Source organism: Empedobacter sp. EJD.6dd, from assembly GCF_057369435.1.
In genome coordinates this window covers 1,381,535-1,405,837 of the sequence record NZ_CM170667.1, presented here as the reverse complement: position 1 = coordinate 1,405,837, position 24,303 = coordinate 1,381,535, and the positions used below count along the sequence as shown (strand labels likewise).

Sequence of the window (24,303 nt, the reverse complement as noted above, 5' to 3'; positions counted from 1 at the left end):
TTAATTGAAATCAAATCTAAATAGGATATAATCAAGTATTAAACTATTTTTTAATTGGATTTAGCTGTAACTTTAGTAAACACTAATCGATTGAAATAATGTCTATAAAAATTCCTGAAAATTTAAAAGGGTTATCTGATTCTGAAGTCAAAAAAGCTCAACAACAATACGGAGATAATGCTATAAAGGGTGAACAGAATTCTGCTTGGTATAGTTTATTATTTGATATTCTAAAAGAACCAATGACGCTAATTTTGATTGCTGTATCAATTATTTATGTGTTGGTTGGTGATTTGGGCGAAGCTGCATTTATGTTTGTGGCTATTGTTGCTGTGACAGGAATTTCATTTTACCAAGGTTCTCGTAATCAAAAAGCTCTGCAAGAGTTAGAAAAGTTGAACGAACCTTTGAGTTCAGTTATTCGTAATGGACGATTAGTTGAGATACCAACACACGAAATTACAATTGGTGATTTGTGTATTACGGAAGAAGGAAAAATGATTAATGCTGATGGAAATATTGTTCATAGTAATGATTTTTCGGTGAATGAATCGGCTTTAACAGGCGAAAGTATGTCAGTTTTTAAAGATATAGATCATCCAGAAATTTACAGTGGAACTTTGACAGTTTCTGGTTTGGCTATTTTTGAAGTGACAGCCATTGGAGCAGAAACGAAGTTGGGAAAAATAGGAACGTCAATTTTATCTATAAAAGAAGAAAAATCGCCTTTGCAATTGCAGATAGAAAAATTTGTGAAAGGAATGGCAATCATTGGAATTATTGTTTTTGCAATGGTTTGCGGATTCAATTATTTTCAAACAAATGACATTGTAAGTAGTTTATTAAACGGTTTGACTTTGGCAATGTCTATTTTACCCGAAGAAATACCAGTTGCATTTACTACATTTATGGCATTGGGTTCATGGAAATTATTACGCGAAGGAATTATTGTAAAAAAGAGTAGTGTTGTCGAAACTTTAGGAAGCACAACTGTTATTTGTAGTGATAAAACAGGCACAATTACCGAAAATTCGATGAAATTGAATGCAATTTATGATGCAAAAATGTGTACGGTTTTTGATGAAAATCAATTCAATGATGTTGAAATTTCTGAGATTATACAATATGCGATGTGGAGTAGTGAACCTGTTCCATTCGATCCAATGGAAAAAACGTTACACCGAGTTTACGAACAAACACAGGTTGATGAGCGCAATCAATATCAAATGTTTTTCGAATATCCTTTATCTGGGAAACCTCCCATGATGACGCATTGTTTTAAAAATAATGAAAATCAACGAATAATCGCAGCCAAAGGTGCTCCAGAAGCAATTCTGAATGTTTCAAAATTATCAGAGGAAGAAAAAAATCAATTAAAAAAAGTCATTGATGATTTTGGATTAAAAGGTTTTCGACTTTTGGGTGTTGCTAAATCTAATTTTGAAGAGGATAATTTTCCAAAAATTCAACAAGATTTACCATTCGAGTTTTTAGGATTCGTAGTTTTTTATGATCCTCCTAAAAAAGGAATTAATACAGTGTTTCAACAGATTTATGATGCGGGAATTAAAGTAAAAGTGATTACGGGTGATAATGCCGAAACAACAAAAAGTATTGCTGAACAAGCTGGAATTTTACATGTAGAAAATAGTATTACAGGAAGTGAAATTACACAACTTTCCGAAAAAGAATTATTAAAAGAAGCTCGTGATAAAGTGTTGTTTGCGCGTATGTTTCCCGAAGCGAAATTGGCTGTAGTAAAAGCGTTGAAAGAAGATGGAGATGTTGTGGCAATGTTGGGTGATGGCGTTAATGATGGACCAGCCTTGAAAGCGGCTCATATTGGAGTGGCAATGGGTGAAAAGGGAACAGAAATAGCGAAACAAGCTGCACAATTGATTTTGACGAATGATGATTTAGGTAAATTAGTTGTTGGAATTGCGGCAGGAAGACGTATTTATACGAATCTCAAAAAAGCTGTTCAATATATTATCTCTATCCATATTCCGATTATTTTAATTGTTTCGCTTCCATTATTTTTAGGTTGGGCTTTTCCACAAATTTTTACGCCAGTTCACGTTATTTTCTTAGAATTGGTTATGGGACCAACATGTTCTATTGTGTATGAAAATGAACCATTGGAAAAAGATTCGATGAAAAGAAAACCTCGTCCAATGACCGAAACTTTCTTGAATTGGAAAGAGCTTTCGACGAGTATTATTCAAGGAATTATAATCACATTAGGATTGTTGTTTGTATATCAATATACTTATCAACTTGGAGGAAATGAAGAAAAAACACGTGCAATGGTTTTTACAACGTTAATTTTCTCGAATGTTTGGTTGAGTTTAACCAATCGCTCATTTTATTATAGTTTATGGTCAAGTTTTCGAAATAAAAATAATTTAATGGTCTATGTGACAGTTTTGACATTAGTAATACTCTTCGCTATATTATATATACAACCAATTTCTTTGTTTTTTAAAGTGACTTCATTAAATCTAAATGAATTAGGGATCACGATGCTTGTAGCAATGCTTTCTGTACTTTGGTTCGAAGTATATAAATGTATAAAACGAAGAAGAAAAATTGAATAAAATAGTGATTTTTAGGTTTATTTATTCGTTACAACGAATAAATAAACTCAATAGTTTTAGCTAAAGTCGGCGTTCTATTTTCTTTATATGGTGTATGTTTTGCATCAGGAACAAGATAACTTTCTTTTCTTCCTTTTACATTATTTATAATTCCATCAACTTGTTCTAAACTCCCAAATTCATCATCAATTCCTTGAATAACTAAAGTCGGACATTCGATATTTTTTAATTCTTCGCGAATGTCAAAATCAATAAAATCTGGACGTAACCAAGTTTGTGTCCACATCTCAAAAACTTGTTGGGTATTTTCGCCATGATATTTCTCCAAACGTTGTTTTAGATTAGTTTCGGCATATGCAATTTTTGCTTCTCTAATTCCATTCAGTGTAACGTCTTCCACAATAATGTGCGAACCAACTACAACAATTCCTTTTAAATTTTGATGATATTTCGAAGCATAAAGTAACGCAATCGATCCGCCATCGCTATGTCCAAATAAAATAATGTCTTTGAAGTTGAAATATTGAACCAAATCATTTAGAAAATCTGCTTCATCATGCATGTAAGTCAATTCGCGACGATCAATGGTAAAAGGCGACGATTTTCCATAACCTTTTCTATCGTAGATGAATAAATTACAATTTGTTTTTTCGGCAACTTCTTTTGGGAAATCTCTCCAAAGTTGGGTGCAACCTAAGGAATCGTGTAAAAAAATAAGTGTTGGATTTTCTGGATTTATTTCGTGGTGAACATAATGAATATTGGCGTTGTTGATTTCTAAACTATTTTCTATTTCCATTTTATGTAGTGATTTTTTCGAAAGCTAAAGATAACAAAAATGCCTCGATTTTATTTATTCGAGGCATTTATATCATGATGATTAAAAATTATTATTTAATAAAATCTGTAATAATTTCTAAGGTTTTTGCTTTTGCAGTTTCTAAATCGTCGTTCAATAAAATGATATCAAACTCTTTAGCTTTTTCCATTTCAATTCCTGCTTTATCAATACGTTGTTTCAATTTATCTTCGCTTTCTGTGTTGCGAGAAATTAAACGTTCTTTCAATATTTCCAAAGATGGAGGATTTACAAATACTGTTAAACATTGATCTCCGTACAATTTTTTGATATTCAATGCACCAATAACATCAATATCAAAAATTACAGAATTTCCTTCAGATGTAATGCGATCAACTTCCGATTTTAAAGTTCCGTAAAAATTATCGCGGTAAACTTCTTCGTGCTCTACGAATTCGTCGTTTGCAATTTTTGCCTTAAATTCTTCTGGTGTTAAGAAATAATAGTCTTCTCCGTGAGTTTCACCTTCGCGTTTATCTCTAGTTGTACAAGAAATAGAAAATTTGATATTCTCCAATTGTTCTAAAGCGTAACGAACCAAAGTTGTTTTTCCTGCGCCTGATGGAGCCGAAAAGACGATTAATTTTCCTTTTTTCATTATAAAATGTTTAACGATTGTTCTTTAATTTTTTCTAATTCATCTTTCATCTGAACAACAATTTTTTGCATTTCAGAATGATTTGATTTAGAACCTAATGTATTGATTTCACGACCAATTTCTTGCGAAATAAATCCTAGTTTTTTTCCATTTGATTCAGTTCCAGCTAATTCTTTTAAGAAATATTCGCAATGGTTTTTTAGACGAACTTTTTCTTCTGTGATATCAAATTTCTCCAAATAGAAAATTAATTCTTGTTCGAAACGATTTTGATCAACATCAACTTTTAATTCTTCTAAACGTTTATTGAAACGTTCTTTTATAGTTTCAATTCGTTCTTTTTCAAAAGGGACAACTTGTGTTAAAAGCTCAAGAATGTTATTCAAGTTTAAAGTCAAATATTTCTCTAAAACTTTTCCTTCATCTAATCTAAATTGATTTAATGCGTCGATCGCATCAATAATTGTTGCGCGAATTTGATTCCATTCGTCTTCACTCAAATCGTCTTGCGTGTACGAAATAACGTCTGGAAGGCGCATTACTACAGGCAATAATTCACCATCAGTCACATTTGGTGTGATTGATTTAAATTCTGCCATATAACTTTTGATTAATTCAGCATTTATATTTTGATTTCTTGCAGCAGGATTTAACTCTACTAACATCGAAAAATCAACTTTTCCACGTTGAACTTTTTCTGAAATAAGGTTTCTGATTTCTAATTCTTTTTCACGATAAAAAGAAGGAATTCTCGTGTTTAAATCTAGTGTTTTACTGTTTAAAGAACGGATTTCTATCGTTACTTTTTTCTCAGGTAATTCCAATACGGATTTACCGTAACCTGTCATAGATGCTATCATAATTGTAAAATTATGCGAACAAAATTACAATAAATTAACGTAATGCGAACTGAATTATCATCTTTAATCATTTTAAAGTTTAACATTTTGCTAAAATTTTGATGAACTTAAAACATTTATCTTTAACAAAAAACAAACTAAAAATAACTATGACAAATCAAGAATTGTACAAAGGAATTGCAGAGGATGGATTGAGTTTACCTTCTACAATGGGAATTTTTCCTTCGTCGAAAGATTTTGTATTTTCAAGAGAATCAATTGAAAAAAGTCTAAAATCAACCGATTATTTTCAATTAATCAATTTTGATCTTATCGAGATTGATAAAGACGAAAATGGAGCTGTAAAGCAAGAATATCAACTTGTAGTGTCTTATTTGGAGGAAGAATTTGATGTGAATTTGTATGTTGTGGATGCGAGAAGTAACGATTATTCTGAATTTGGTTTTGGAAATATGATTTCGGACGAAGAAATGGAAATTGCAACGCAACAAGATTTTTATTTGGAATCTGTGATGTATTTTGGAAATGATGCATTGGATAGTTTTCATTTGCAATTAAAAATTATGCAAGCAATTGTTGAAAACCCGTCTATTGTTGTCGATTTTATGCCTTATCGTTTGCTTTCTGGTAAATGGGCTAAAGTGACAGCAGAGTCAGAAATTCCGCCTGCGCCTTCGTATTTATATGTGATTCATGGCGTTTATGATGAGGATGAAAATGGCGATCGCGTGTATTGGATGCATACGCATGGTTTGCATCGTTGCGGTTCTGTGGAGTTGGAGATGTTGAACATCAAAGATGGAGTAGAGCAGATGAATTCGGCTTTGGATATGATTGTAAATGCGTTTATCAAACCAGATTTTCGTTCGCCAGAAAATGAAGAATTTAATATTGGTTATGATGGTTTGGATATTACATTTTGTTGGAAACGTTGGGAAGATGTTGTGAAAGATTATCCTGCAACAATTCCGGGAGGTTACAATGAACGTCAGCCAGAAAACGAAAATTATGAACCTTGTGGCGTTTTGTTAGCGGTGCAAGAAGGACATACATTGACACCAGAAGTTTATGCGGCGACAATTGCAGATAATCCGATTTTCTTTATTAGCGATCAGGAAACGGAACGAATGTCAGCCTTGGCTTATCAACGTTTTGAATTGTATAAAAAAGCATTTAACACATATTTTAATCCAGAAGCAGATGAAGAAAATTATTATCGATTTTTAATTAAATTAGGATTTGATGTCGATCATGAAATGAATAAGGAACACATTTGGTTTGATGTGTACGGAATCAATGAGAACAACGAAATTTTTGGCGTTTGTTTGAATCGTCCTTATGCTGTAGAAGGTTTGAATGAAGGAGATGAAGGTCTTTATCCGCAAGAAATGATTACCGATTGGTTAATTTACACGCCGACAAACACCATCACTCCTGATAATATTTACACTATTGATTAATCAACGCACCATTTTTCCACACATTTGTTGGTTGTAATTGTCCTTGATAATAGATAATATTACGATAATCGAAGGTAGAGAAGCTGATAAAATCGGCTTTTTTACCTTTTTCTATTGTTCCACGATCAACTAAATTTAAAGCCTTTGCAGCACGAAAAGTAATTGCAGCTAAAACTTCTGCCATTGATAATTTCTCAAAAGTAGCTAAAACAGAAGCTTGTGTCAGAAGATTTCCCATTGGAGCTGAGCCAGGATTCCAATCCGAAGCAATCGAAACGCAACAACCAGCATCTAACAATTTTCGAGCAGGTGCATATTGCATTCCCAAACCGATAGAAGCGCCAGGTAAAACAGTTGCAACAACATCAGAATTGGCAAGGTTTTTCACTTCTTCTTCTCCTGAAAATTCTAAATGATCTGCACTCAAAGCATCGAATTTTGTAGCTAAATAACTTCCTCCAGCTGTAAATTGATCAGCGTGAATCGTAATATCAAAACCTTGATTTTTTGCTTCGTTTAAGAAATAATCGCCTTCCTCAACAGAGAAAGCAGATTGTTCCACAAAAATATCTACTCGGTTTGCTAATTCATCAGATTTTAATTTCGGAAAAACTTCTTTTACCAATAGTTCTAAATATTCTTTGTTCGAACCTTCAAAATCTTTTGGTTTCATATGCGCACCTAAAAAAGTAGGAATCAAATCTATTTCACTTTCTTGATTCGCCATATTTATAGCTTCCAACATCTTGATTTCACCTTCAACAGAAAGTGCATATCCTGATTTTACTTCAGCAGTTGTAATTCCTTGTTTGGATAATTGAGTAATATGTTTTAACGTAATATCTTTTAGTTCATCAACCGTTTTCTTACGTGTTTCTGTCACTGTAGACCAAATTCCACCACCACTTTCGGCAATTTCTAAATATGTTTTTCCATCCAAACGCATCGCAAAATCTTTAGCGCGATTTCCTCCAAAACAAACATGTGTGTGTGAATCTACAAATCCTGGAAGAAGAATTTGTTCTGTTTCAATTCGTTCAATTTCGATGGTTGGATGTTGTTGAGTAAGCGTTTCGAAATTTCCTGTTTCTATAATTGTTTCATTGTCAATAATAATCCCACCATTTTCAAGAACTTCGACCTGATTTTCGTGAATTACGCCTTTTAAAGGTAAATTGGCAAGCGTTATAATTTGTTTGAAAGGACCTATTAATTTCATTTTGTTGTTTTATTACACAAGTTTACGAAATTTAGAGGAGATCTTATCCGAATTTCGAAAATCGTTTACCGAACTTCGAAGTTTACTTTTTCTTTAAATAAGTAGGGTTGTTAGGATATTTGATAACTTTTACTAAAGTAATAATAGTAAAGATTACAAAAATTAATATGACGAAAGCACTGATAATAATACGATTATTTTGTTCGTTGTTGAAACCGATGTAAAGTTCGAAAACAGCCCAAACAATTATTAAAATTTGAGGTAAAAGTGCGCCGAAAATATTTTTTGTCATTTTATTCTTCTATTGAGCTGTAAAAATAAGAAAAATAAAAAACCTGCTTATCAAAAGCAGGTTGAAAATATTATTGAGTGACTAATTTTGTTTCATTAAGAATTGGTTCATTCTTCAGAATATTTGTTGCCACTTCTATGTTGTTTTCTTTTTCGTCGAAAATTGGTTGTTCTTGTATAAAAGCTGTAGCAGGTGCTTCTTCAACTTTTGGTGGAGTGTTATCAAATTTATAATTAAATCCGATTCCAAGAGTTTGTTTTACCTGTGTTTTTTTGATTTGGTCTTCATCATACAATAAGTTAACTGTGACTTGTGCCGAAACAAATTTATTTACTTTAAGATCTAGAATTCCTTGGTAAGCAACATCCATATTTCCAAAGTTTTTTAAATAATCTGCATAAATTCCTAAACGATTATCATAACTAATTCCGTCCATAATTTGTAATTTATAACGAGCACCTAAATATGCACCAAATTCAAATAATGTATTGTCTCCATCATTTTTAAGTCCAAAATTTCCTTTTTGTTGTAAATCTTTGTCTAAAACAAATGTGACTCTTGGCGTAAAAGGATGAATATTTACTTGAAAATTTTCGTTTGGTTTGTAATCAACTCCTAATCCTAAACTTAAATAACCAGGTGCCATTAAATTTGAAATTTTTGTTTTTGGATCAGTTGAATAATCAAAACCTTCTGTGAATTGTGTGCGGAAATTCATTGCAGCGGCTGCGTACCAATTGTTACCAATGCTGTATCCGTAAGAAGATGTTAAATCGATGACATCATTTGTTTTACGAGAACTTTCTCCTTTGTTAGTTTGTATACCATAACCCAATACGATACGATTGTCCCAAATATGTTTTTCGCGTGTTAAGTTAAATTCGTAATCAAGATTTCCATTCAATGCAAATGAATTTACACCTCCAGCTACCCAATTACTAAATGCACTTTGAGAAAATAAAAGAGAGTTATTTCCAGATACAAACCAGCCTGCTTGACGACCTTCGAATTTCTGATCTTTTAAATAACGTTTACTATCTGTCGCAACTTTACCATCTTTTACGGTTTGTGCAAATGTTGTTACGCTACCTAAAATAACGCAGGCAAATAAATTTTTTTTCATATAGTTTAGTTGATTTTATAGTTGTTTATTCTAAAAATATGGATTCAGATTTTATATAAGTTGATTTTTCGTCGATTGTATTTTTCTCAAAAACTTGATCATAATTTCGTTTGTCCAATTTTATTTTAGGCAAACTCATGGGAGCTACACCAGAAGTGTCGAAATATGGTAATATTTCTCGTTTTCTCGTTTTCTTTTTTGGCTTCTTTTTGGTACTGTCTATTTTATATGTTAATCCAATTCCTAAGGCTTGTTTAAATTGTGTTTGCTTAACTTGATCTTCGTCGTAGATCAAATTAATTGTTAATTGCGTGGACATAAAGTTGTTAATTTTCATGTCTAACAATCCAGCATATACAATATCTAAGTTATAAAATTTATTGGAATAATTTGAAAAAACACCAATGTTGTTGTCATAAGTAACATTATCAAAGAGTTTTACCTTATAACGTCCACCTAAATAGGCACCTACTTCAAAAAGGAAAGTATCGCCATCATTTCGTAAACCATAAGCACCTTTTTTCTGTAAATCTTTGTCAGCAACAATTGTTGTACGAGAAGTGATTGGTTGAAAACTTACTGAGAAATTAGAATTTGGCGTATAGTTAGCACCAATACCTATTGTTACATAAGCTGGTGCAAATAAATTTGAAAGTTTTGTTTTAGGCGTAGTTCCGTAATTGTAACCAGCTGAGAATTGCGAACGAATGTTAAGAGATGAGGTTAAATACCATTTTTCTTTAATCAAATAACCATACGAAGTAGTAATGTTCATATTGTCAGCGGTTTTACGTGTTCCGTTCGTTTTGTTATCTAAGAATCCATATTCAAGAATAAAACGATTATCCCAAAAGTGTTTCTTTTTTCGGAAATTAAACTCGTAATCAGCTTTTGCATTCAAGGAAACCGAATTTTCTCCTCCTGCCATCCAGTTAGAGAATGTATTTTGATTAACGGTTAAAGTGTTTGCTCCATAAATTTCCCAACCTGATTTTCTTCCAGTTGTATCCACTTTAGATTTTAAATATTTTCGTCCATCAATAATTAGATTTCCACTTGTATCTAAAAACTGAGCCGAACTAAAAAGTGATAGGACTAAAAAAATGATTGAGAAAATTAGTCTCATTTTAAAAAAATATCTTTGTTTAAAATTGAAAAATTCTAAACAAAGATATTTAAATTTATTTGGTAAGGATAAAACCTTTCTTAATTATTTTGCCAACCTTTTAGCCATTTTACCATAACATCTATCCAATCTTGTCGATCATTCAAACAAGGTATATATGTAAAGTTCTCTCCTCCAGCTTTTAAAAACTCTTCTCGTCCTTCCATAGAAATTTCTTCTAATGTTTCTAAACAATCTGAAACAAAGGCAGGTGTACAAACAGCTAATTTCTTAATACCCTGTGCAGGAAACTCTTCTAGCATGTGATCTGTATAAGGTTTGATCCAAGGATCGCGTCCTAAACGAGATTGAAAAGAAGTGGTAAATTTTTCTTCTGGTAATTGAAGATATTCTGCAACCAACCTTGTTGTTTCAAAACATTGGTTGCGATATGTTTCAATTGGTAATTTACTAACTTTAGCAGCTCTTAATGCTTTTTTATCGTGACGTTCTGGAATTCCATGATAAGAAAATAACAATTTATCATAGTCAGCAGGAAGTTGTTCTTTGATAGAATCTCCTAAAACTTTTATATAGTCTGGATGATTGTAAAAAGCTTTTAGAAAATTAACCTTAGTGTCTTTATATTTTTTCTTTTGAATTTCTAATACTTTATCAGCAACAGTTTCTGTTGAAGACATAGTATATTGTGGATATAACGGAACCACTAAAATATCGCGAACACCTTTGTCATATAATTCTTGTAAACCAGCTTCAATAGAAGGGTTTTTATAACGCATAGCCAAAACAACTGGAATATCCATTTGCTCTTGAACCATTTCTCTCAAAATCTTAGAATATATTATCAATGGAGAACCATCTTTAGTCCAGATTTTTCGATAAGCTTCAGCCGATTTTTCGGGTCTTTTTGGTAAAATAAATAATTCAACAACTGCTTTACGGATAATCCAAGGAGAATCTAAAACCTTTTTATCCATTAAAAATTCGCGTAAATAAGTTCTTACATCTTCAACTTCTGTAGAATCGGGCGAACCTAAATTCACTAATAATATTCCTTTGCTCATAATTCTTTTTATCTAAAAAAATATTGCGTTCTTTGTAGGTGTAAAAGTACGTAGGATAATTTAAATACTCCTTCGTAATCTCATCATTATAATTTATATCATTATTTTATGTCAGATTTACTAAATCCTGATAAAGAATTTTATCCAGACGATGATCTTAATCACGAAAATACTGTTCGTCCGCAAAGTTTTGATGATTTTGCAGGACAAGCCCATATTCTAGAGAATTTAGAAGTTTTCGTAAAAGCGTCTAAACTTCGTGGCGAAGCCTTGGATCATGTTTTGTTGCATGGACCTCCGGGTTTAGGAAAAACGACATTGGCAAATATTATTGCGAATGAATTAAGTGTTGGAATTAAAATTACTTCGGGACCAGTTCTTGATAAACCAAGTGATTTAGCTGGATTATTAACTAATCTTGAAGAAAATGATGTGCTTTTTATTGATGAAATTCATCGTATGTCGCCTGTTATCGAAGAATATTTATATTCGGCAATGGAAGATTTCAAGATTGATATTATGATTGAATCTGGACCAAATGCACGTTCGGTACAAATTGGTCTTAACCCGTTTACATTAATCGGCGCAACTACACGTTCTGGTTTATTAACGGCTCCTTTACGAGCTCGTTTCGGAATTAATTTTAGATTCGAATATTATAATGTAGAATTATTAAGCTCAATTGTTGAACGTTCTTCACGCATTTTAAGCACGCCAATTGACGAAAGAGCAGCGATAGAAATTGCTGGTCGTAGCCGTGGAACACCGCGTATTGCAAATGCATTATTAAGAAGAACACGAGATTTTGCACAGATAAAAGGTAATGGAAAAATTGATTTATCAATTGCGGAGTTTTCTTTAAAAGCCCTAAAAGTTGATGACAATGGTTTAGACGAAATGGATAATCGAATTTTGTCTACAATCATCGAAAAATTTAAAGGAGGACCTGTCGGAATTACAACTTTAGCAACTGCTGTTGGAGAAAATGGTGGAACTTTAGAAGAAGTTTACGAACCATATTTGATACAAGAAGGATATTTGATGCGTACTGCACGTGGTCGTGTAGCGACTGAAAAAGCGTATAAACATATTGGTGTAAAATATCGAGGTGAAAATTCTCCTCAAACAGATATGTTTGATTTGTAAATTTGTTCTAAGTTCTAAGTTCTAAGTTCTAAGTTCTAAGTTCTAAGTTCTAAGTTTTGTCATTCTGAGCTTGTTTCAGGAATATATTCTGTTGGGATTTGTAATTAATTTTAAACAATGAAACTATTAGAAGTTTTACTTAAACAATATATCTCAGTTTATATCGGAGGATTTTTCCTTTTTATGTTTTATAAATTTAAAGGAGAAAATAAATCTTTTCAAAATATTGTGAATTCTAAACTTTCTGAAGATAGTTATGAAAGAATTAAAGCTTTTTATATTGGAGTTTTAGTATTAATATTAATCGTATTATCATTAAAATATTTTATGAAATAGATATTCTGGTAAAGTTTGATTATTCAAGTAGTGTTATTCTGAATTCATTTCAGAGTAACATTAAGTTCCTACTAATGATGAGATGTTGAAACGAGTTCAACATGACGAAGTTTTGTTAAAAAAAATAATCATAATTAATAATTAAAATGCATCTTCCAACAGAAGAATATATCAAACAACAATGGTCCCAACGCATCAAAGAAAAAGCTGAGTTGTTGGGATTTATTTCGTGTGGAATTGCAAAAGCAGATTTTTTGGAAGAAGAAGCTCCTCATTTGGAATCTTGGTTAAAGAATAATTATCATGGAGAAATCCAATACATGGAAAATCATTTCGATATGAGATTAGATCCACGTTTGTTAGTAGAAGGAGCTAAATCAGTGATTTCGTTGGCGTACAATTATTTTCAAGATTTAAATAGAAATCCAGATTCGTACAAAGTTGCCATGTATGCCCAAGGAGAAGATTATCATTTTGTGGTAAAAGAAAAAGTGCGCGAATTATTAAATTTTATTCAAGAAGAAATAGGAGAGGTAAGTGGAAGAGCTTTTACAGATTCTGCACCAATTTTGGAACATGCTTGGGCAAAAAAAGCTGGAATAGGTTGGGTTGGAAAAAATTCGTTGACATTATCCAAACAAAAAGGCTCATTTTTCTTTTTATCCGAATTGATAATTGATTTGGATTTAGCCTATGATTCTCCGATTGAAACTGATCATTGTGGAAATTGCACGCGATGTATTGATGCTTGTCCAACAGATGCTATTTTACCAAATAAAACCGTGAATGGAAGTCAATGTATTTCGTATTTTACGATTGAATTGAAAGAACAAATTCCAACTGAAATGAAAGGTAAATTTGATGATTGGATTTTTGGTTGTGATGTTTGTCAAGAAGTTTGTCCTTGGAATCGTTTTTCACTTCCTACAAAAGAAACGCGTTTTATTGGACACGAGAAAATTAATCAATTTTCGAAAAATGATTGGGAAGAAATTACCGAAGATGTTTTTCGAGAAATTTTTAAAAAATCACCTGTCAAACGTGCAAAATTTGATGGATTGAGAAGAAATATCAACTTCGTAAAATCACTATAAATCGTGAAAAATTTTGGTTTGGATTTTGTTAGCTTTACTTCAAGAAAATCAAATCAAAAAAATGAAAAAAGGTTTATTTATTCTTACTACTTTTTTTAGTTATTTTGCTCAAGCTCAATTTGGAGTGGTGCAAGATAAAGATGGTTTTGTGAATGTTAGAGAGTTAGAAAATGCAAATTCACAGATTCTTACTAAAATTAAAACAGGAACTATTTTACCGATTGATCCAGAATCAATTAATCCAAATTGGGTTTTAGTTGAATATAAACCAGAGTATAACGGCTATATTTATCACGATCGGATCAAAAACATAGAAGATTTTGAAACGATTTCTCCAATTTCGTTATCAACTAATACAATAGAGTTTTCGGCTTCAGATTATAAAATTCAGATAGAAATACAGAAATTCAATCCTAAAAATCATCGAATCAAAAAAGAAAATGATTTTGTATACGAAATAGATGATAAGCAAGCTTTTGGTATTGACGGAATGATGCCAACAACAGAAATCAAATCATTCAAAATTCTATATAAAAATCAACCAGTTGAAATTCCTAAAAGTTATTATACAATTTTGTATAATACGCAACTAGATAGTTTTAAGTTTGCTTATAATCAAAATTTGGATCAGTATTATTTATACGGAACATTCAGTGATGGAGCTGCAAGTTTTGATGCAATTTGGGTAGTAGAAAAAGGGAAAATTGTTCAACATTTAGCACAATTGAGTTTTTATGCATAGTAGAGTTTTTTTTATTATTAGCTTTTTTCTATTTCTGTCTACAGCTGTTTTGGCTCAGAAAGTAACTACTTCAAAATTTGGAGATATTTCGTATGAAATGACGCAAGCGCAAGTTGCAGTTTTAAATCCAACTAAATTGAGTGTTTATGATGTTAATAATCCTGAAATGCCAGAACATGATATTATTGTTAATGGAGTGAAATATCATATTTCATATTATAAAAATTTGAAAACAAAACAATTTGAAGTCTATAAAGTATCGTCTCTAAGTACTAAACTTTCGACTTTGTCTGGAATAAAAATAGGAAGTACAATGGATGAGCTTTGGAAATATTATAAAAAATATGATATTTCTGTACAAAATATTTTAGAAGATGATGAAACAAAATCGAGTAGAGTTTTTACAATAAATGATTTGGATAATGGTTGTTCGTTAGATTTTTATTTGATCAATAATAAAGTTGTTAAAATGCAATTATCGAATGAATCAGGTTTTTTAAACAATAATATTTATGAGAACTAAATTAGCATTAATCGGTTTTATTATGTTTTCAGCAATTGGATTTGCACAGATTTCGACTATGCGAATGAATGAGTTGAAAATAGGAATGCGTCCATCAGAGGTGATGAAATTATTTGGAAATAAACCTATGGCGATTGCAGATGATAACGAAACAAAAATTTCGCTAAAAGGAATTGATTATAACATCGAAATTAGAAGTGGATATTTAAGCAAAACTGAAAATGATACATATTTAAGCTCTATTTCCACAACAAGTAAAAATATCAAAACTCTTTCGGGAATTGGTGTTGGTAGTTCGCTTGAGGATTTATGGAAAGTATATGGCGAAAAATATAATGTCTTTTTGAATAAATCTCTTGATAATTACAGAGAATTTAGAATTGATGATAGAGAAAATGGAACAATTTTACTTTTTCAATTAAGAAATGAAATTGTGACTAAAATTGAACTGAATTCGTATAATCCCGAAGAATGTACATTATAATAGAAATTAATTAAACCTAAAAATAAAACAATGAGAAAAATATTTTTTATAGCTGCTTTTGTAGTTGGAATAGCTTCGCAAGCACAGGTTTCTACGACACGTATTAATGATGTGAAATTAGGAATGAAATTGTCTGAATTAGAGAAACTGATCGGGCAAAAAGTTAAAGTTAAACTAAACGAAAATGGTTATCCTGATGATGATGTGACAATTGTATCAAAAGGTGTAACGTATAAAGTGAACTTGATTGGTGATGGAGAAAGTACTTCGCTAGCAAATTTTAAAATTTATACAGTGAAATCCTCAGATTCGAGTTTAAAAACTCTTTCAGGAATCAAAGTTGGCTCTTCTTTAGATGAATTACTTAGTAAATACAAAAATTTGAACATCAGTATTTATGATGGTTATGATGATAAAGGTGAAAAGCGTACAAAAGCTTTTCGTTATTTTAACATAGAAGATTACGATGCAGGAACGTTGTTGCAATTTAAATTGGTCAATGATAAAGTGGTTTCTTTTGATGTCATGTATAACGAAGGCTGCTAAGAAAATTTGATATAAAAAAATCCAACTTATTAAGTTGGATTTTTTATTGATTTTATTTTTTAATTACTTTTTTCGTGATAATTGTTCCATCTTTTAAATGAATCGATAAAATATACATACCAGCCGGATATGATTTTAGACTAATTTCCGAACCTAATTCAATTCCAAGTAATCGTCCATTAAAATCATATAAATTGACATAATCAAAATTCTTTGCTTTAACATTAACTTTATCACTTGTCGGATTTGGGAAAACTTCTACAAGTGATTGTTGATAATTATAATTAATCGTTGCTAATTCTTCCCAAGTATTTTCAGCTTTTTCACCACCCCAAATCAATGTTGCTAAATAAGGATTGTCTATAAAAGGATTACGGCTTCCTTGTGTTTCTGCAATAATTTCATTTCTTACTTTTTCAAATTCAGATACTTTGTCTTCAACATTCCATTTTAAGAACATATCAGGCATTCTATCTTCTTTGTTTGTCGTGGTATTGTTGTACGCAACCAATTGTGGATCGGTTTCCATACCATAATGTACATACATATACATAATAATTCGCGCTACATCTCCCGTCCATTCATCACCAGGATAAAAACCTCCATTGATTAATTTGGCTTGCCCTGTTACATCTTGTGCCCATTTTTCACGATAAGCATTGTTACTTCTAGTCGAATTAATTTGTCTATCAACTGCGCGTAAATTATGCGCATCAGTTCCAGTTCCAGGAGAATCTGTATTTAGAATAGGATTGGCCATCGATTTTGGAAAAATATGTTCGCGTTCCCATTTTCCGATTGTACTTCCACTTGAAGAGTTATTTTTATTGTTTACATCTCTTGTACGTTGCTCCGAGTAAATTGTAGAATTATCTGTAAAACCATAAATTAACAAAACACGACCATTAGAATCTAAGTCTAAGTCAGATTTGTCTAAAATATTCCAAACTCCTGGAGTATATTTTACTGCTCTATGCGTTGCATTGATAATATCATGTAGTTCTTCTTTTATAATTTTTCCATTTTGTTTAAAATCAATTCCTTCATAATAATCAGGAATCTGAGCGAATAATGCAAAAGGAAATAAAAGAAGTAAATATTTTCTCATAATTAATTATAAATATTTAACAAAAATAAGTATTTATAAATGATTATAAAAAGATGAAACGCTTATTAATAGAGGGGTCTACTGAAATTGTTTGATATATTGCTTAGGTGTTAAACCATATTTTTTCTTAAATGCTGATATGAAATGAGATGGATTTTCGTAGCCAATTTCAAATGAAATATCTTTTACCATTTGTTGATTTTCTTCTAATTTATGTAACGCATGTTCTAATTTTTTGTCGAGTAAATAACCATAAACAGTTGTTCCGTAAAGCTCTTTAAAACCTTCTTTCAAATGATATTCAGAAATAAAGAATTTTTCGCAAAGTTGTTTGATAGTTGGAGGGTTTTTGAAATCAGCTAATAAATAATCTTTAATTTCTTTGATTCTTTTTCCTTCATTTTCATCATTCAAAAAAGGACAATGTTCCGTTTGACTTTCTATCTCAGAAAAATAAAGTGTAAATAATTCGTACATTTTTCCAATCAAAAATAGATTTTGAAATTGAGGTGATAGTTTCATTTGCTCAATCTGATTCAGAACTAATTTTATAGCCGGACCAATTTCTCGTTCAATATAAAATTTTTCTTGTGTCATTGTCGAGATCAAATCATTCTGAATTTGATATTCGGCAAATAACTGATGTAATTTCTGGATAGACAAGACTACAATATAAACTTTACTTTCTGCATTGATATTTAACGATAACGGAATATCTAAAGTCGGATAATAAAACAAAAAGCTTTTTCCTTCATGTAGATTGATTTTGTAAATACCATTATTAAAATTAAATGTCAAAGATCCTTTTGTACAAAAGTAGAATTGTATATAACGCTTGTCAATTCCTTTCAAAATTGTCTCTGTAGATTCTGTAAAGTTGTCTATTTGAGCGATAAATACGTCTGTTGATAATTTATACTCGTTGATTTTACTTTTATGGGTATTTTTTAAATCCATTTCGAATGATGAGGTTTGTCATATAAAAAACGTGACATTTGTCAAGTGCGCTCTTTATAATGGTTTACCTACAAATATAAGTGTTTAATTTATAATTATTCTAAAAAAGGAAACTTTAATTTTTAGCGTTATTTTTATTTTTTAAAGTTATTTTCACAATGGTTTTGAAACTACTTTTGTATCAGTATTTGAAGAAATGACAATTAGAGGTAATAAAACGGAAGAAAAATTTTACGTTATTGGAATTAGTTATGAAAAAGCTGATGCCATAACACGAGGTAAATTTACATTTTTTCCAGAACAAGTTGAAACGTTTACAGAAGATTCTAAATCGAATGGTTTAGAGAATTTTTTTATTGTATCAACTTGTAATCGTACTGAATTTTATGGTTTTGCTGAAAGTGAAGATCAAATCGTTGAGCAATATTGTAAATATACAGAAGGTAATGCAGTAGATTTCCGTCAATTTATGGTGGTAAAAGAAGGTGAAGAGGCGATTAATCATTTATTTCGCGTATCGTCAGGTTTAGAAAGTCAGATTTTAGGAGATTTTGATATTATTGGTCAAATCAAAATTTGGTTTTCTCGCTTCAAAAAACAAGGTGCTTCTAATGCTTTCTTAGAAAGATTGGTCAATACGGCAATCCAAATTAGTAAAAAAGTGAAGAACGAAACATTTTTAAGTAATGGTTCGGCTTCAGTTGCCTATTCTGCGGTAAATTTTATTCAAGCAACGCAAGGCGATTTAACAGATAAAAATATTCTTTTGTACGGAATTGGGAAAATTGGTCGTAATACATGTGCTAATTTGGTGAAACATTATCCAAATACAAACATTACGTTAATCAATCGTACAAAAGAAAAAGCAGATGTTCTTGGACTGAAATATGATATTACAGTAAAAGATCACAGCGAATTAAAAGAAGAATTACAACATACAGATATTTTAATTGTTGCGACAGGAGCAAGTAATTATACAATTACAGAAGAAATGATTGCGTTTGATAAAGAAATGACTATTATCGATATGTCAGTTCCAGAAAATGTGATTCATACGTTGGCTTCTCGCGAATCTATTCAGTTGGTAAATGTGGACGGATTGTCAAAAATGGTAGATGATACGATTGCGCAACGTCGCAATTCTATTCCAGAAGCTTTGGCAATTATCGAAGAACATTCAGCAGAATTTTACGAATGGTTAGAAACAAGAGAATTGGTTCCAGCGATTCAATCTTTCAAAGATAGATTAGACTTTTTTCAAAGTTTTGCTTTAAACAATTTGAGAAAAGACAATGTAAATATCGACGAAAATGAAACGATTTTAACTGAAAAAGTAATCCAAAAAATTACCAATCAATTTGCATCTTATTTAATCGAAAATAAAGAAAATGCAGACGAAACAATTCAGTTAATCGAAAAAATGTTTCATTTAAAACAAGCTTAATACAATCATGAAAACAATAAAAATTGGTACACGTCAAAGTCCTTTAGCACTTTGGCAAGCCAATAAAGTTGCTTCGATTTTAGAAGCGAAAGGTCATCCAACAGAAATTGTTCCAATTACTTCAGAAGGTGATGCAAATCTAAAACAACCCATTTATTCTTTAGGATTAACAGGCGTTTTTACGCGTTCATTGGACATCGCATTGTTAAATGACCAAGTAGATATTGCTGTACATTCGTTGAAAGATGTACCAACTGTTTTACCTGAAACGTTAGAGCTGATTGCTTATCCAGAACGTGCAAGTTCTGCGGATATTTTGGTGTACAAATCGGAAGATATTTTCGAAAAAGAACATCGTGTTATCGCTACAGGTTCTTTGCGTCGTAAAGCTTTTTGGAATCATAAATATCCAAATGATACTATTGTAGATTTACGTGGAAATGTACAATTACGTTTACAAAAATTACAAGATAATCAAGAGTGGGACGGAGCTGTGTTTGCTTTTGCAGGTTTAGATCGTTCTGAAATTTTGGATGAATTGGCAGCGAAAGGTCTTCATTATAAAGTGATTGATTGGATGATTGCTGCGCCATCACAAGGAATTTTGGGAATTGTAGCCAAAGAAGGTTTTGATTTGAGTGATATTAATAATCCTCAATGCGAACTTTTTGCAACTGTAGAACGTCAATTCTTAAATGTTTTAGAAGGTGGTTGTACAGCGCCAATTGGTGCATTAGTAGAAAAAATTGATGAAGAAAATTACTCGTTCAAAGGAGCAATTTTAACTATTGATGGACAAGAAATGATTTCAATCGAAAGACAATTCAAAGCAGAGGAGTACTTAATAAAAGGTCGCGAATTTGCTGAAGAATGTATTGCGCAAGGTGCAGCGAAAATGATTGAACAAATAAAAAAAGAAATCGGAACGAAATAGTGCGTACAAAAGTTTTATTTACAAAGTTAATTTCGTCTTCTATTCTTGAAAAAGAATTTGGAACTGATGTTGAGGTGGTTTGCAAACCAACTTTACAAATCGAATTAACTTCTGTTAATGAAATTTCGAAGCAGATTGATTATTCGGTTAATCAATTTATCGTAACGAGTCAAAATACTGTAAATGCCATTAACGGATTGGACTTGAATGGTCATTTTTTTGTTGTTGGAAAAAAAACGGCTGAAAAACTAAAAGCACAAAACAGAGAAGTTATTTTGGTTGAAGATTATGCAGAAGATTTAGCTCCGAAATTGATTTCAGGAAATTATCTTTCGAAATGGAATTTCTTATGCGGTTCTTCTCGTCGAGATTTGTTGGTAAACGAATTATCAAAAGCAAATCACGAAGTCAATCAAATCGTAACGTATCAATCAGAGCAAATTGTTTATCAATTAAATAATACGTTTGATATGTATGCTTTTTTTAGTCCGTTGTCATTCAAAGCATTTCATCAACAAAATGAAATTCCAGAAAGTTCAACTATTTTTACAGTCGGAAATACAACAACTTTTGCAATAAAAGAAGTTTATCCAAATCATAAAATTATAACTGCACAAACACCTTTGGTGGAAGTAGTAATAGAAAATATAAAAAAATACATCAATGATAAAAAATGATTTGCTTTTAAAAGCATTGAGAGGTGAGGAGGTAGAACGTCCACCAGTATGGATGATGCGTCAAGCTGGACGTTATTTACCAGAATTTATCGAATTGAGAGATAAATACGATTTCTTTACACGTTGTCAAACGCCAGAATTAGCAGCTGAAATTACAGTTCAACCAATTCGTCGTTTTCCGTTGGATGCAGCAATTATCTTTTCGGATATTTTAGTTGTTCCACAAGCAATGGGAATGAATTTCGAAATGAAACCAGGTGTTGGTCCTTGGTTAGAGAATCCAATTCGTACAGCTCAAGATGTAGAAAAAGTTTACATTCCTGATGTAGAAGAAGAGTTAGGATACGTATATGCAGCGATGGATATTACGAAGAAAGAATTAGATAATAATATTCCTTTAATCGGTTTTGCAGGTTCTCCTTGGACATTATTGTGTTATGCAGTAGAAGGACAAGGGTCTAAATCATTTGATAAAGCGAAAGGTTTTTGTTTTCAAAATCCAATTGCAGCACATCAATTGTTAGAAAAAATTACGCAAACAACGATTCAATATTTGTTGAAAAAAGTTGAGCACGGAGCAAATGTGATTCAAATTTTTGATTCTTGGGGTGGAATGTTATCACCAAAAGATTATGATGAATTTTCTTGGAAATACATTGAGCAAATTGTGAACGAAGTTTCTAAAGTTGTTCCTGTAACTGTATTTGCAAAAGGTTGTTGGTTTGCTTTAGAGAAAATGGCTGATTCTAAAGCTTCTGCTTTGGGAGTTGATTGGACAATTACGCCACAATTAGCACGTGAGTTTACAGGTTTCAAAAAGACGTTACAAGGTAACTTTGATCCTTCTCGTTTGTTATCTCCTCCAGAAACTATTCAACAAATGGTAAAAGAAATGATTGACGATTTTGGTCCGTATAAATATATTGCCAATTTAGGTCACGGAATTTTACCAAATATTCCAGTAGAAAATGCACAAGCTTTTATAGAAGCTGTTGTAAATTATAAAAGAGACTAAGAAACTCGCTATTAAAAAAACCTTCCGAATGGAAGGTTTTTTTATTGCTGTTTATTGTAGTAACTTTCTAATGTTTTTAAAAGCTTTTTTCCTATTTCATTTATGGAGTAATAAGAGTCAATTTCACCAGCTTTTTTTACTCTATTATTGGTATTTAAATATGTTTCAAATTTTACGTTAAATAGACCAGAACTTAAATAGTAATTTGGATTATTATGTAAAAAAGCATTAATATAACTTTTGTTTAAAAATATTAAATTAATATCATTTATAGAGAGTGTATTTATAGAATTTGAAATTTTTAAAAAGTCTTCATAAGTAAATTTTTCTTCTAAGAATTCTTTAAAAAGAAATCCCATTAGTTTTGCTTTTTCATCATCTTCACATTTATCAATAATAAAAAGCACCTTTTTGCCTACTTTAGATTTAATGTTTTCGTTTGCTTCGATATCCTCAATCATTTTACATCTTTGTCGCAAATCAGTATTTTCTAATTGTTTTATAAAATTAACTAATTTAATTGTAAAAAGTCTATCTTGAATTGAAGATACAACTTTTACACCTTTATATAATGTTCCTATTAATGGAATATCCTTTATAATTCCACTCTCTAAAAAGCTGTCAATAATTACTTCTGAAGTATCTGAAATTATTTCAATTAAGTCAGGATTTTTTATTGTCTCAATTATTTGTGGATTCATTTTAAATTTGTTTATATATCCAAATATACAAACATTTTACCTTTATTGTTTTAAACTATATTCTCCATTTTAACAGAAAATTAAAAGTCAGGAATTTTATATTCGCTAGTTTTAGTATATTTTAGTAGAAATATTAATATCATAAGTAAACTACATAAAAAGAATAAGATGAAAAAGGGTATATTTTTGATGTCAGTTTTAGGTGTTCTTCTCTTTGTTCAGTCATGCGAAACGAAGAAAGAAAATGCTGACTCAACAACAGAAGAAGTTGTAAAAAAGGATACAGTGAAAGCTGCGGAGCCTGTTGGAAATCCGACAGATGTTAAAGCTGACCCAGGAACATTCCAAATAAAACCGTTGAAATATGGTTATGATGAATTGAACGAATACATTGATGCTAAAACAATGGAAGTTCATTTCTCTAAACATTATTTAGGTTACATCAACAAATTGAATACAGCGTTAAAAGAAGCGAATATCAAATCGAATGATATTGTAGAAATTTTGAAAAAAATGGATATGAATAATGCTGCTTTACGCAATAATGCTGGTGGATACTACAATCACATGCTATATTTCGATATCATGTCTCCAACGCCACAAAAAGCGCCTACAGGAGATCTTAAAGCAAAGATTGACGCTACATTTGGTTCTGCTGAAGAATTAATGAAACAATTTGACGAAGCAGGTTCTAAACGTTTTGGTTCTGGTTGGGCTTGGTTGGTTGTAAAAGAAGATGGTTCTTTAGCCGTTACAAGTACAGCAAATCAAGATAATCCATTAATGCCAGGAGCAGAAGTTGCAGGAACGCCAATTTTAGGAATTGATGTGTGGGAACATGCCTATTACTTAAAATACCAAAATAAACGTGATGAGTATTTGAAAGCGTTTAACAATGTATTGGATTGGAAACAAGTTGAAGAAAATTATAAGAAAGCAAAATAATCTTTCTGATCATAAATAAAAAAGCTTCTCAAATATTTGAGAAGCTTTTTTTATGGTTTAATGTGAAATTAATTCTTAATTAAAGATTGTGTTTCTGTTGTTCCGTCTTCGTTAAAAACACGAACAATATATTTTCCTTTTTTCAAACCTTGTACATTAAAGTTTGTTTTTTGACTACCATCTAATTTTTTATTCATCACTTCATTTCCAATGATAGAATAAATAGAAATAGAACTAGCTTTTGACGGATTGTCAAATTTTACTGTTAATGTTGTAGTCGCCGGATTTGGATAAATGCTAATAGTGCTTTTATCTTGATCAAGTCGCGACTGCGCCGATGCAGTTCCTAAAGTGAATATATAAAGTGATATAAATAGTATAAAGTGTTTCATATGCATGTAATCCTAACAAATATAATAATAAATAATTACAAAACAAATAGTTCAAAACTTA

Annotated in this window: 26 protein-coding genes; 14 read left to right on the top strand and 12 right to left on the bottom strand. The window is 31.1% G+C overall.

Annotation, left to right across the window (positions count from 1 at the left end; translation table 11 throughout):
• Positions 1 to 98: 98 nt before the first annotated feature.
• A complete protein-coding gene (locus tag AC2I98_RS06615; RefSeq protein WP_486413812.1) occupies positions 99 to 2,597 on the top strand; it encodes a cation-translocating P-type ATPase in 2,499 nt (832 codons plus the stop codon).
• Between the two features lie 28 nt (positions 2,598 to 2,625).
• Here the strand turns inward: AC2I98_RS06615 and AC2I98_RS06610 are convergent, their stop codons facing one another.
• The 3 genes from AC2I98_RS06610 to AC2I98_RS06600 form a co-directional block, all read right to left on the bottom strand.
• Complete coding sequence (locus AC2I98_RS06610; protein ID WP_486413811.1) at positions 2,626 to 3,396, bottom strand: alpha/beta fold hydrolase; 771 nt, start codon at positions 3,394 to 3,396, stop codon at positions 2,626 to 2,628.
• A 91-nt stretch (positions 3,397 to 3,487) separates the two neighbouring features.
• Positions 3,488 to 4,054, bottom strand: a complete 567-nt coding sequence (gmk, locus tag AC2I98_RS06605) for a guanylate kinase (RefSeq protein ID WP_221854349.1) — start codon at positions 4,052 to 4,054, stop codon at positions 3,488 to 3,490.
• Complete coding sequence (locus AC2I98_RS06600; protein WP_236688172.1) at positions 4,054 to 4,914, bottom strand: YicC/YloC family endoribonuclease; 861 nt, start codon at positions 4,912 to 4,914, stop codon at positions 4,054 to 4,056. Before AC2I98_RS06600 ends, gmk begins: the two co-directional genes overlap by 1 nt.
• A gap of 149 nt (positions 4,915 to 5,063) precedes the next feature.
• Between AC2I98_RS06600 and AC2I98_RS06595 the strand changes: the two genes are divergently transcribed.
• The gene (locus AC2I98_RS06595) at positions 5,064 to 6,374 is read left to right on the top strand and encodes a DUF4026 domain-containing protein (RefSeq protein WP_038332152.1); all 1,311 of its coding nucleotides are present in this window, start codon (positions 5,064 to 5,066) and stop codon (positions 6,372 to 6,374) included.
• On the opposite strand, the gene hutI is transcribed toward AC2I98_RS06595, so the two are convergent.
• From hutI to hemH, 5 genes are all read right to left on the bottom strand, one after another.
• Positions 6,364 to 7,593 (bottom strand): imidazolonepropionase, encoded by a 1,230-nt coding sequence (gene hutI / locus AC2I98_RS06590; protein ID WP_486413810.1) that lies wholly within the window; start codon positions 7,591 to 7,593, stop codon positions 6,364 to 6,366. The two genes, AC2I98_RS06595 and hutI, sit on opposite strands and share 11 nt — an antisense overlap.
• Positions 7,594 to 7,675: 82 nt before the next feature.
• On the bottom strand, positions 7,676 to 7,885 hold the full coding sequence (locus AC2I98_RS06585; RefSeq protein ID WP_486413809.1) for a hypothetical protein: 210 nt from the start codon (positions 7,883 to 7,885) through the stop codon (positions 7,676 to 7,678).
• A gap of 70 nt (positions 7,886 to 7,955) precedes the next feature.
• Entirely contained in the window at positions 7,956 to 9,008 is a 1,053-nt protein-coding gene (locus AC2I98_RS06580) for a DUF3078 domain-containing protein (protein ID WP_486413808.1), read from the bottom strand.
• Positions 9,009 to 9,033: 25 nt separating this feature from the next.
• Positions 9,034 to 10,134, bottom strand: a complete 1,101-nt coding sequence (locus AC2I98_RS06575) for a DUF3078 domain-containing protein (protein ID WP_486413807.1) — start codon at positions 10,132 to 10,134, stop codon at positions 9,034 to 9,036.
• Between the two features lie 80 nt (positions 10,135 to 10,214).
• Positions 10,215 to 11,198, bottom strand: coding sequence for a ferrochelatase (hemH, locus tag AC2I98_RS06570; RefSeq protein ID WP_486413806.1), 984 nt, complete (start codon positions 11,196 to 11,198; stop codon positions 10,215 to 10,217).
• Positions 11,199 to 11,306: 108 nt separating this feature from the next.
• Between hemH and ruvB the strand changes: the two genes are divergently transcribed.
• The 7 genes from ruvB (at position 11,307) to AC2I98_RS06535 (ending at position 16,069) form a co-directional block, all read left to right on the top strand.
• The gene (ruvB, locus tag AC2I98_RS06565) at positions 11,307 to 12,344 is read left to right on the top strand and encodes a Holliday junction branch migration DNA helicase RuvB (RefSeq protein ID WP_486413805.1); all 1,038 of its coding nucleotides are present in this window, start codon (positions 11,307 to 11,309) and stop codon (positions 12,342 to 12,344) included.
• A 117-nt stretch (positions 12,345 to 12,461) separates the two neighbouring features.
• Positions 12,462 to 12,680 carry a hypothetical protein gene (locus AC2I98_RS06560; RefSeq protein ID WP_486413804.1) on the top strand — a complete coding sequence of 73 codons (219 nt, stop codon included), beginning with the start codon at positions 12,462 to 12,464 and terminating at the stop codon, positions 12,678 to 12,680.
• 146 nt (positions 12,681 to 12,826) lie between these two features.
• Positions 12,827 to 13,774: a tRNA epoxyqueuosine(34) reductase QueG gene (gene queG, locus AC2I98_RS06555; protein WP_486413803.1), complete on the top strand. Its 948-nt coding sequence runs from the start codon at positions 12,827 to 12,829 to the stop codon at positions 13,772 to 13,774.
• Between the two features lie 61 nt (positions 13,775 to 13,835).
• Positions 13,836 to 14,516 (top strand): SH3 domain-containing protein, encoded by a 681-nt coding sequence (locus AC2I98_RS06550; RefSeq protein ID WP_486413802.1) that lies wholly within the window; start codon positions 13,836 to 13,838, stop codon positions 14,514 to 14,516.
• A complete protein-coding gene (locus AC2I98_RS06545) occupies positions 14,509 to 15,039 on the top strand; it encodes a hypothetical protein (RefSeq protein ID WP_486413801.1) in 531 nt (176 codons plus the stop codon). Before AC2I98_RS06550 ends, AC2I98_RS06545 begins: the two co-directional genes overlap by 8 nt.
• Entirely contained in the window at positions 15,029 to 15,523 is a 495-nt protein-coding gene (locus tag AC2I98_RS06540; protein WP_486413800.1) for a hypothetical protein, read from the top strand. Before AC2I98_RS06545 ends, AC2I98_RS06540 begins: the two co-directional genes overlap by 11 nt.
• A gap of 30 nt (positions 15,524 to 15,553) precedes the next feature.
• Positions 15,554 to 16,069, top strand: coding sequence for a hypothetical protein (locus AC2I98_RS06535; protein WP_486413799.1), 516 nt, complete (start codon positions 15,554 to 15,556; stop codon positions 16,067 to 16,069).
• A 52-nt stretch (positions 16,070 to 16,121) separates the two neighbouring features.
• On the opposite strand, the gene AC2I98_RS06530 is transcribed toward AC2I98_RS06535, so the two are convergent.
• On the bottom strand, positions 16,122 to 17,177 hold the full coding sequence (locus AC2I98_RS06530) for an endonuclease (protein ID WP_486413798.1): 1,056 nt from the start codon (positions 17,175 to 17,177) through the stop codon (positions 16,122 to 16,124).
• Between the two features lie 78 nt (positions 17,178 to 17,255).
• On the bottom strand, positions 17,256 to 18,134 hold the full coding sequence (locus AC2I98_RS06525; RefSeq protein WP_286484430.1) for an AraC family transcriptional regulator: 879 nt from the start codon (positions 18,132 to 18,134) through the stop codon (positions 17,256 to 17,258).
• Positions 18,135 to 18,330: 196 nt separating this feature from the next.
• Between AC2I98_RS06525 and hemA the strand changes: the two genes are divergently transcribed.
• The 4 genes from hemA to hemE are packed head-to-tail and all read left to right on the top strand — an operon-like array spanning position 18,331 to position 22,204.
• Positions 18,331 to 19,578 carry a glutamyl-tRNA reductase gene (gene hemA / locus AC2I98_RS06520; RefSeq protein ID WP_286484431.1) on the top strand — a complete coding sequence of 416 codons (1,248 nt, stop codon included), beginning with the start codon at positions 18,331 to 18,333 and terminating at the stop codon, positions 19,576 to 19,578.
• Between the two features lie 7 nt (positions 19,579 to 19,585).
• Positions 19,586 to 20,512 carry a hydroxymethylbilane synthase gene (gene hemC / locus AC2I98_RS06515; RefSeq protein ID WP_486413797.1) on the top strand — a complete coding sequence of 309 codons (927 nt, stop codon included), beginning with the start codon at positions 19,586 to 19,588 and terminating at the stop codon, positions 20,510 to 20,512.
• The gene (locus AC2I98_RS06510) at positions 20,512 to 21,189 is read left to right on the top strand and encodes a uroporphyrinogen-III synthase (protein ID WP_286484433.1); all 678 of its coding nucleotides are present in this window, start codon (positions 20,512 to 20,514) and stop codon (positions 21,187 to 21,189) included. The genes hemC and AC2I98_RS06510 overlap by 1 nt, the downstream gene beginning before the upstream one ends.
• Positions 21,176 to 22,204 carry a uroporphyrinogen decarboxylase gene (hemE, locus tag AC2I98_RS06505; RefSeq protein WP_486413796.1) on the top strand — a complete coding sequence of 343 codons (1,029 nt, stop codon included), beginning with the start codon at positions 21,176 to 21,178 and terminating at the stop codon, positions 22,202 to 22,204. Before AC2I98_RS06510 ends, hemE begins: the two co-directional genes overlap by 14 nt.
• Positions 22,205 to 22,245: 41 nt before the next feature.
• Here hemE and AC2I98_RS06500 read toward each other — a convergent pair whose 3' ends face one another.
• Positions 22,246 to 22,905: a hypothetical protein gene (locus tag AC2I98_RS06500; protein ID WP_486413795.1), complete on the bottom strand. Its 660-nt coding sequence runs from the start codon at positions 22,903 to 22,905 to the stop codon at positions 22,246 to 22,248.
• A gap of 168 nt (positions 22,906 to 23,073) precedes the next feature.
• Between AC2I98_RS06500 and AC2I98_RS06495 the strand changes: the two genes are divergently transcribed.
• Positions 23,074 to 23,850, top strand: a complete 777-nt coding sequence (locus AC2I98_RS06495; RefSeq protein WP_486413794.1) for a superoxide dismutase — start codon at positions 23,074 to 23,076, stop codon at positions 23,848 to 23,850.
• A gap of 68 nt (positions 23,851 to 23,918) precedes the next feature.
• Here the strand turns inward: AC2I98_RS06495 and AC2I98_RS06490 are convergent, their stop codons facing one another.
• Complete coding sequence (locus AC2I98_RS06490; protein WP_486413793.1) at positions 23,919 to 24,242, bottom strand: T9SS type A sorting domain-containing protein; 324 nt, start codon at positions 24,240 to 24,242, stop codon at positions 23,919 to 23,921.
• Positions 24,243 to 24,303: the final 61 nt, after the last annotated feature.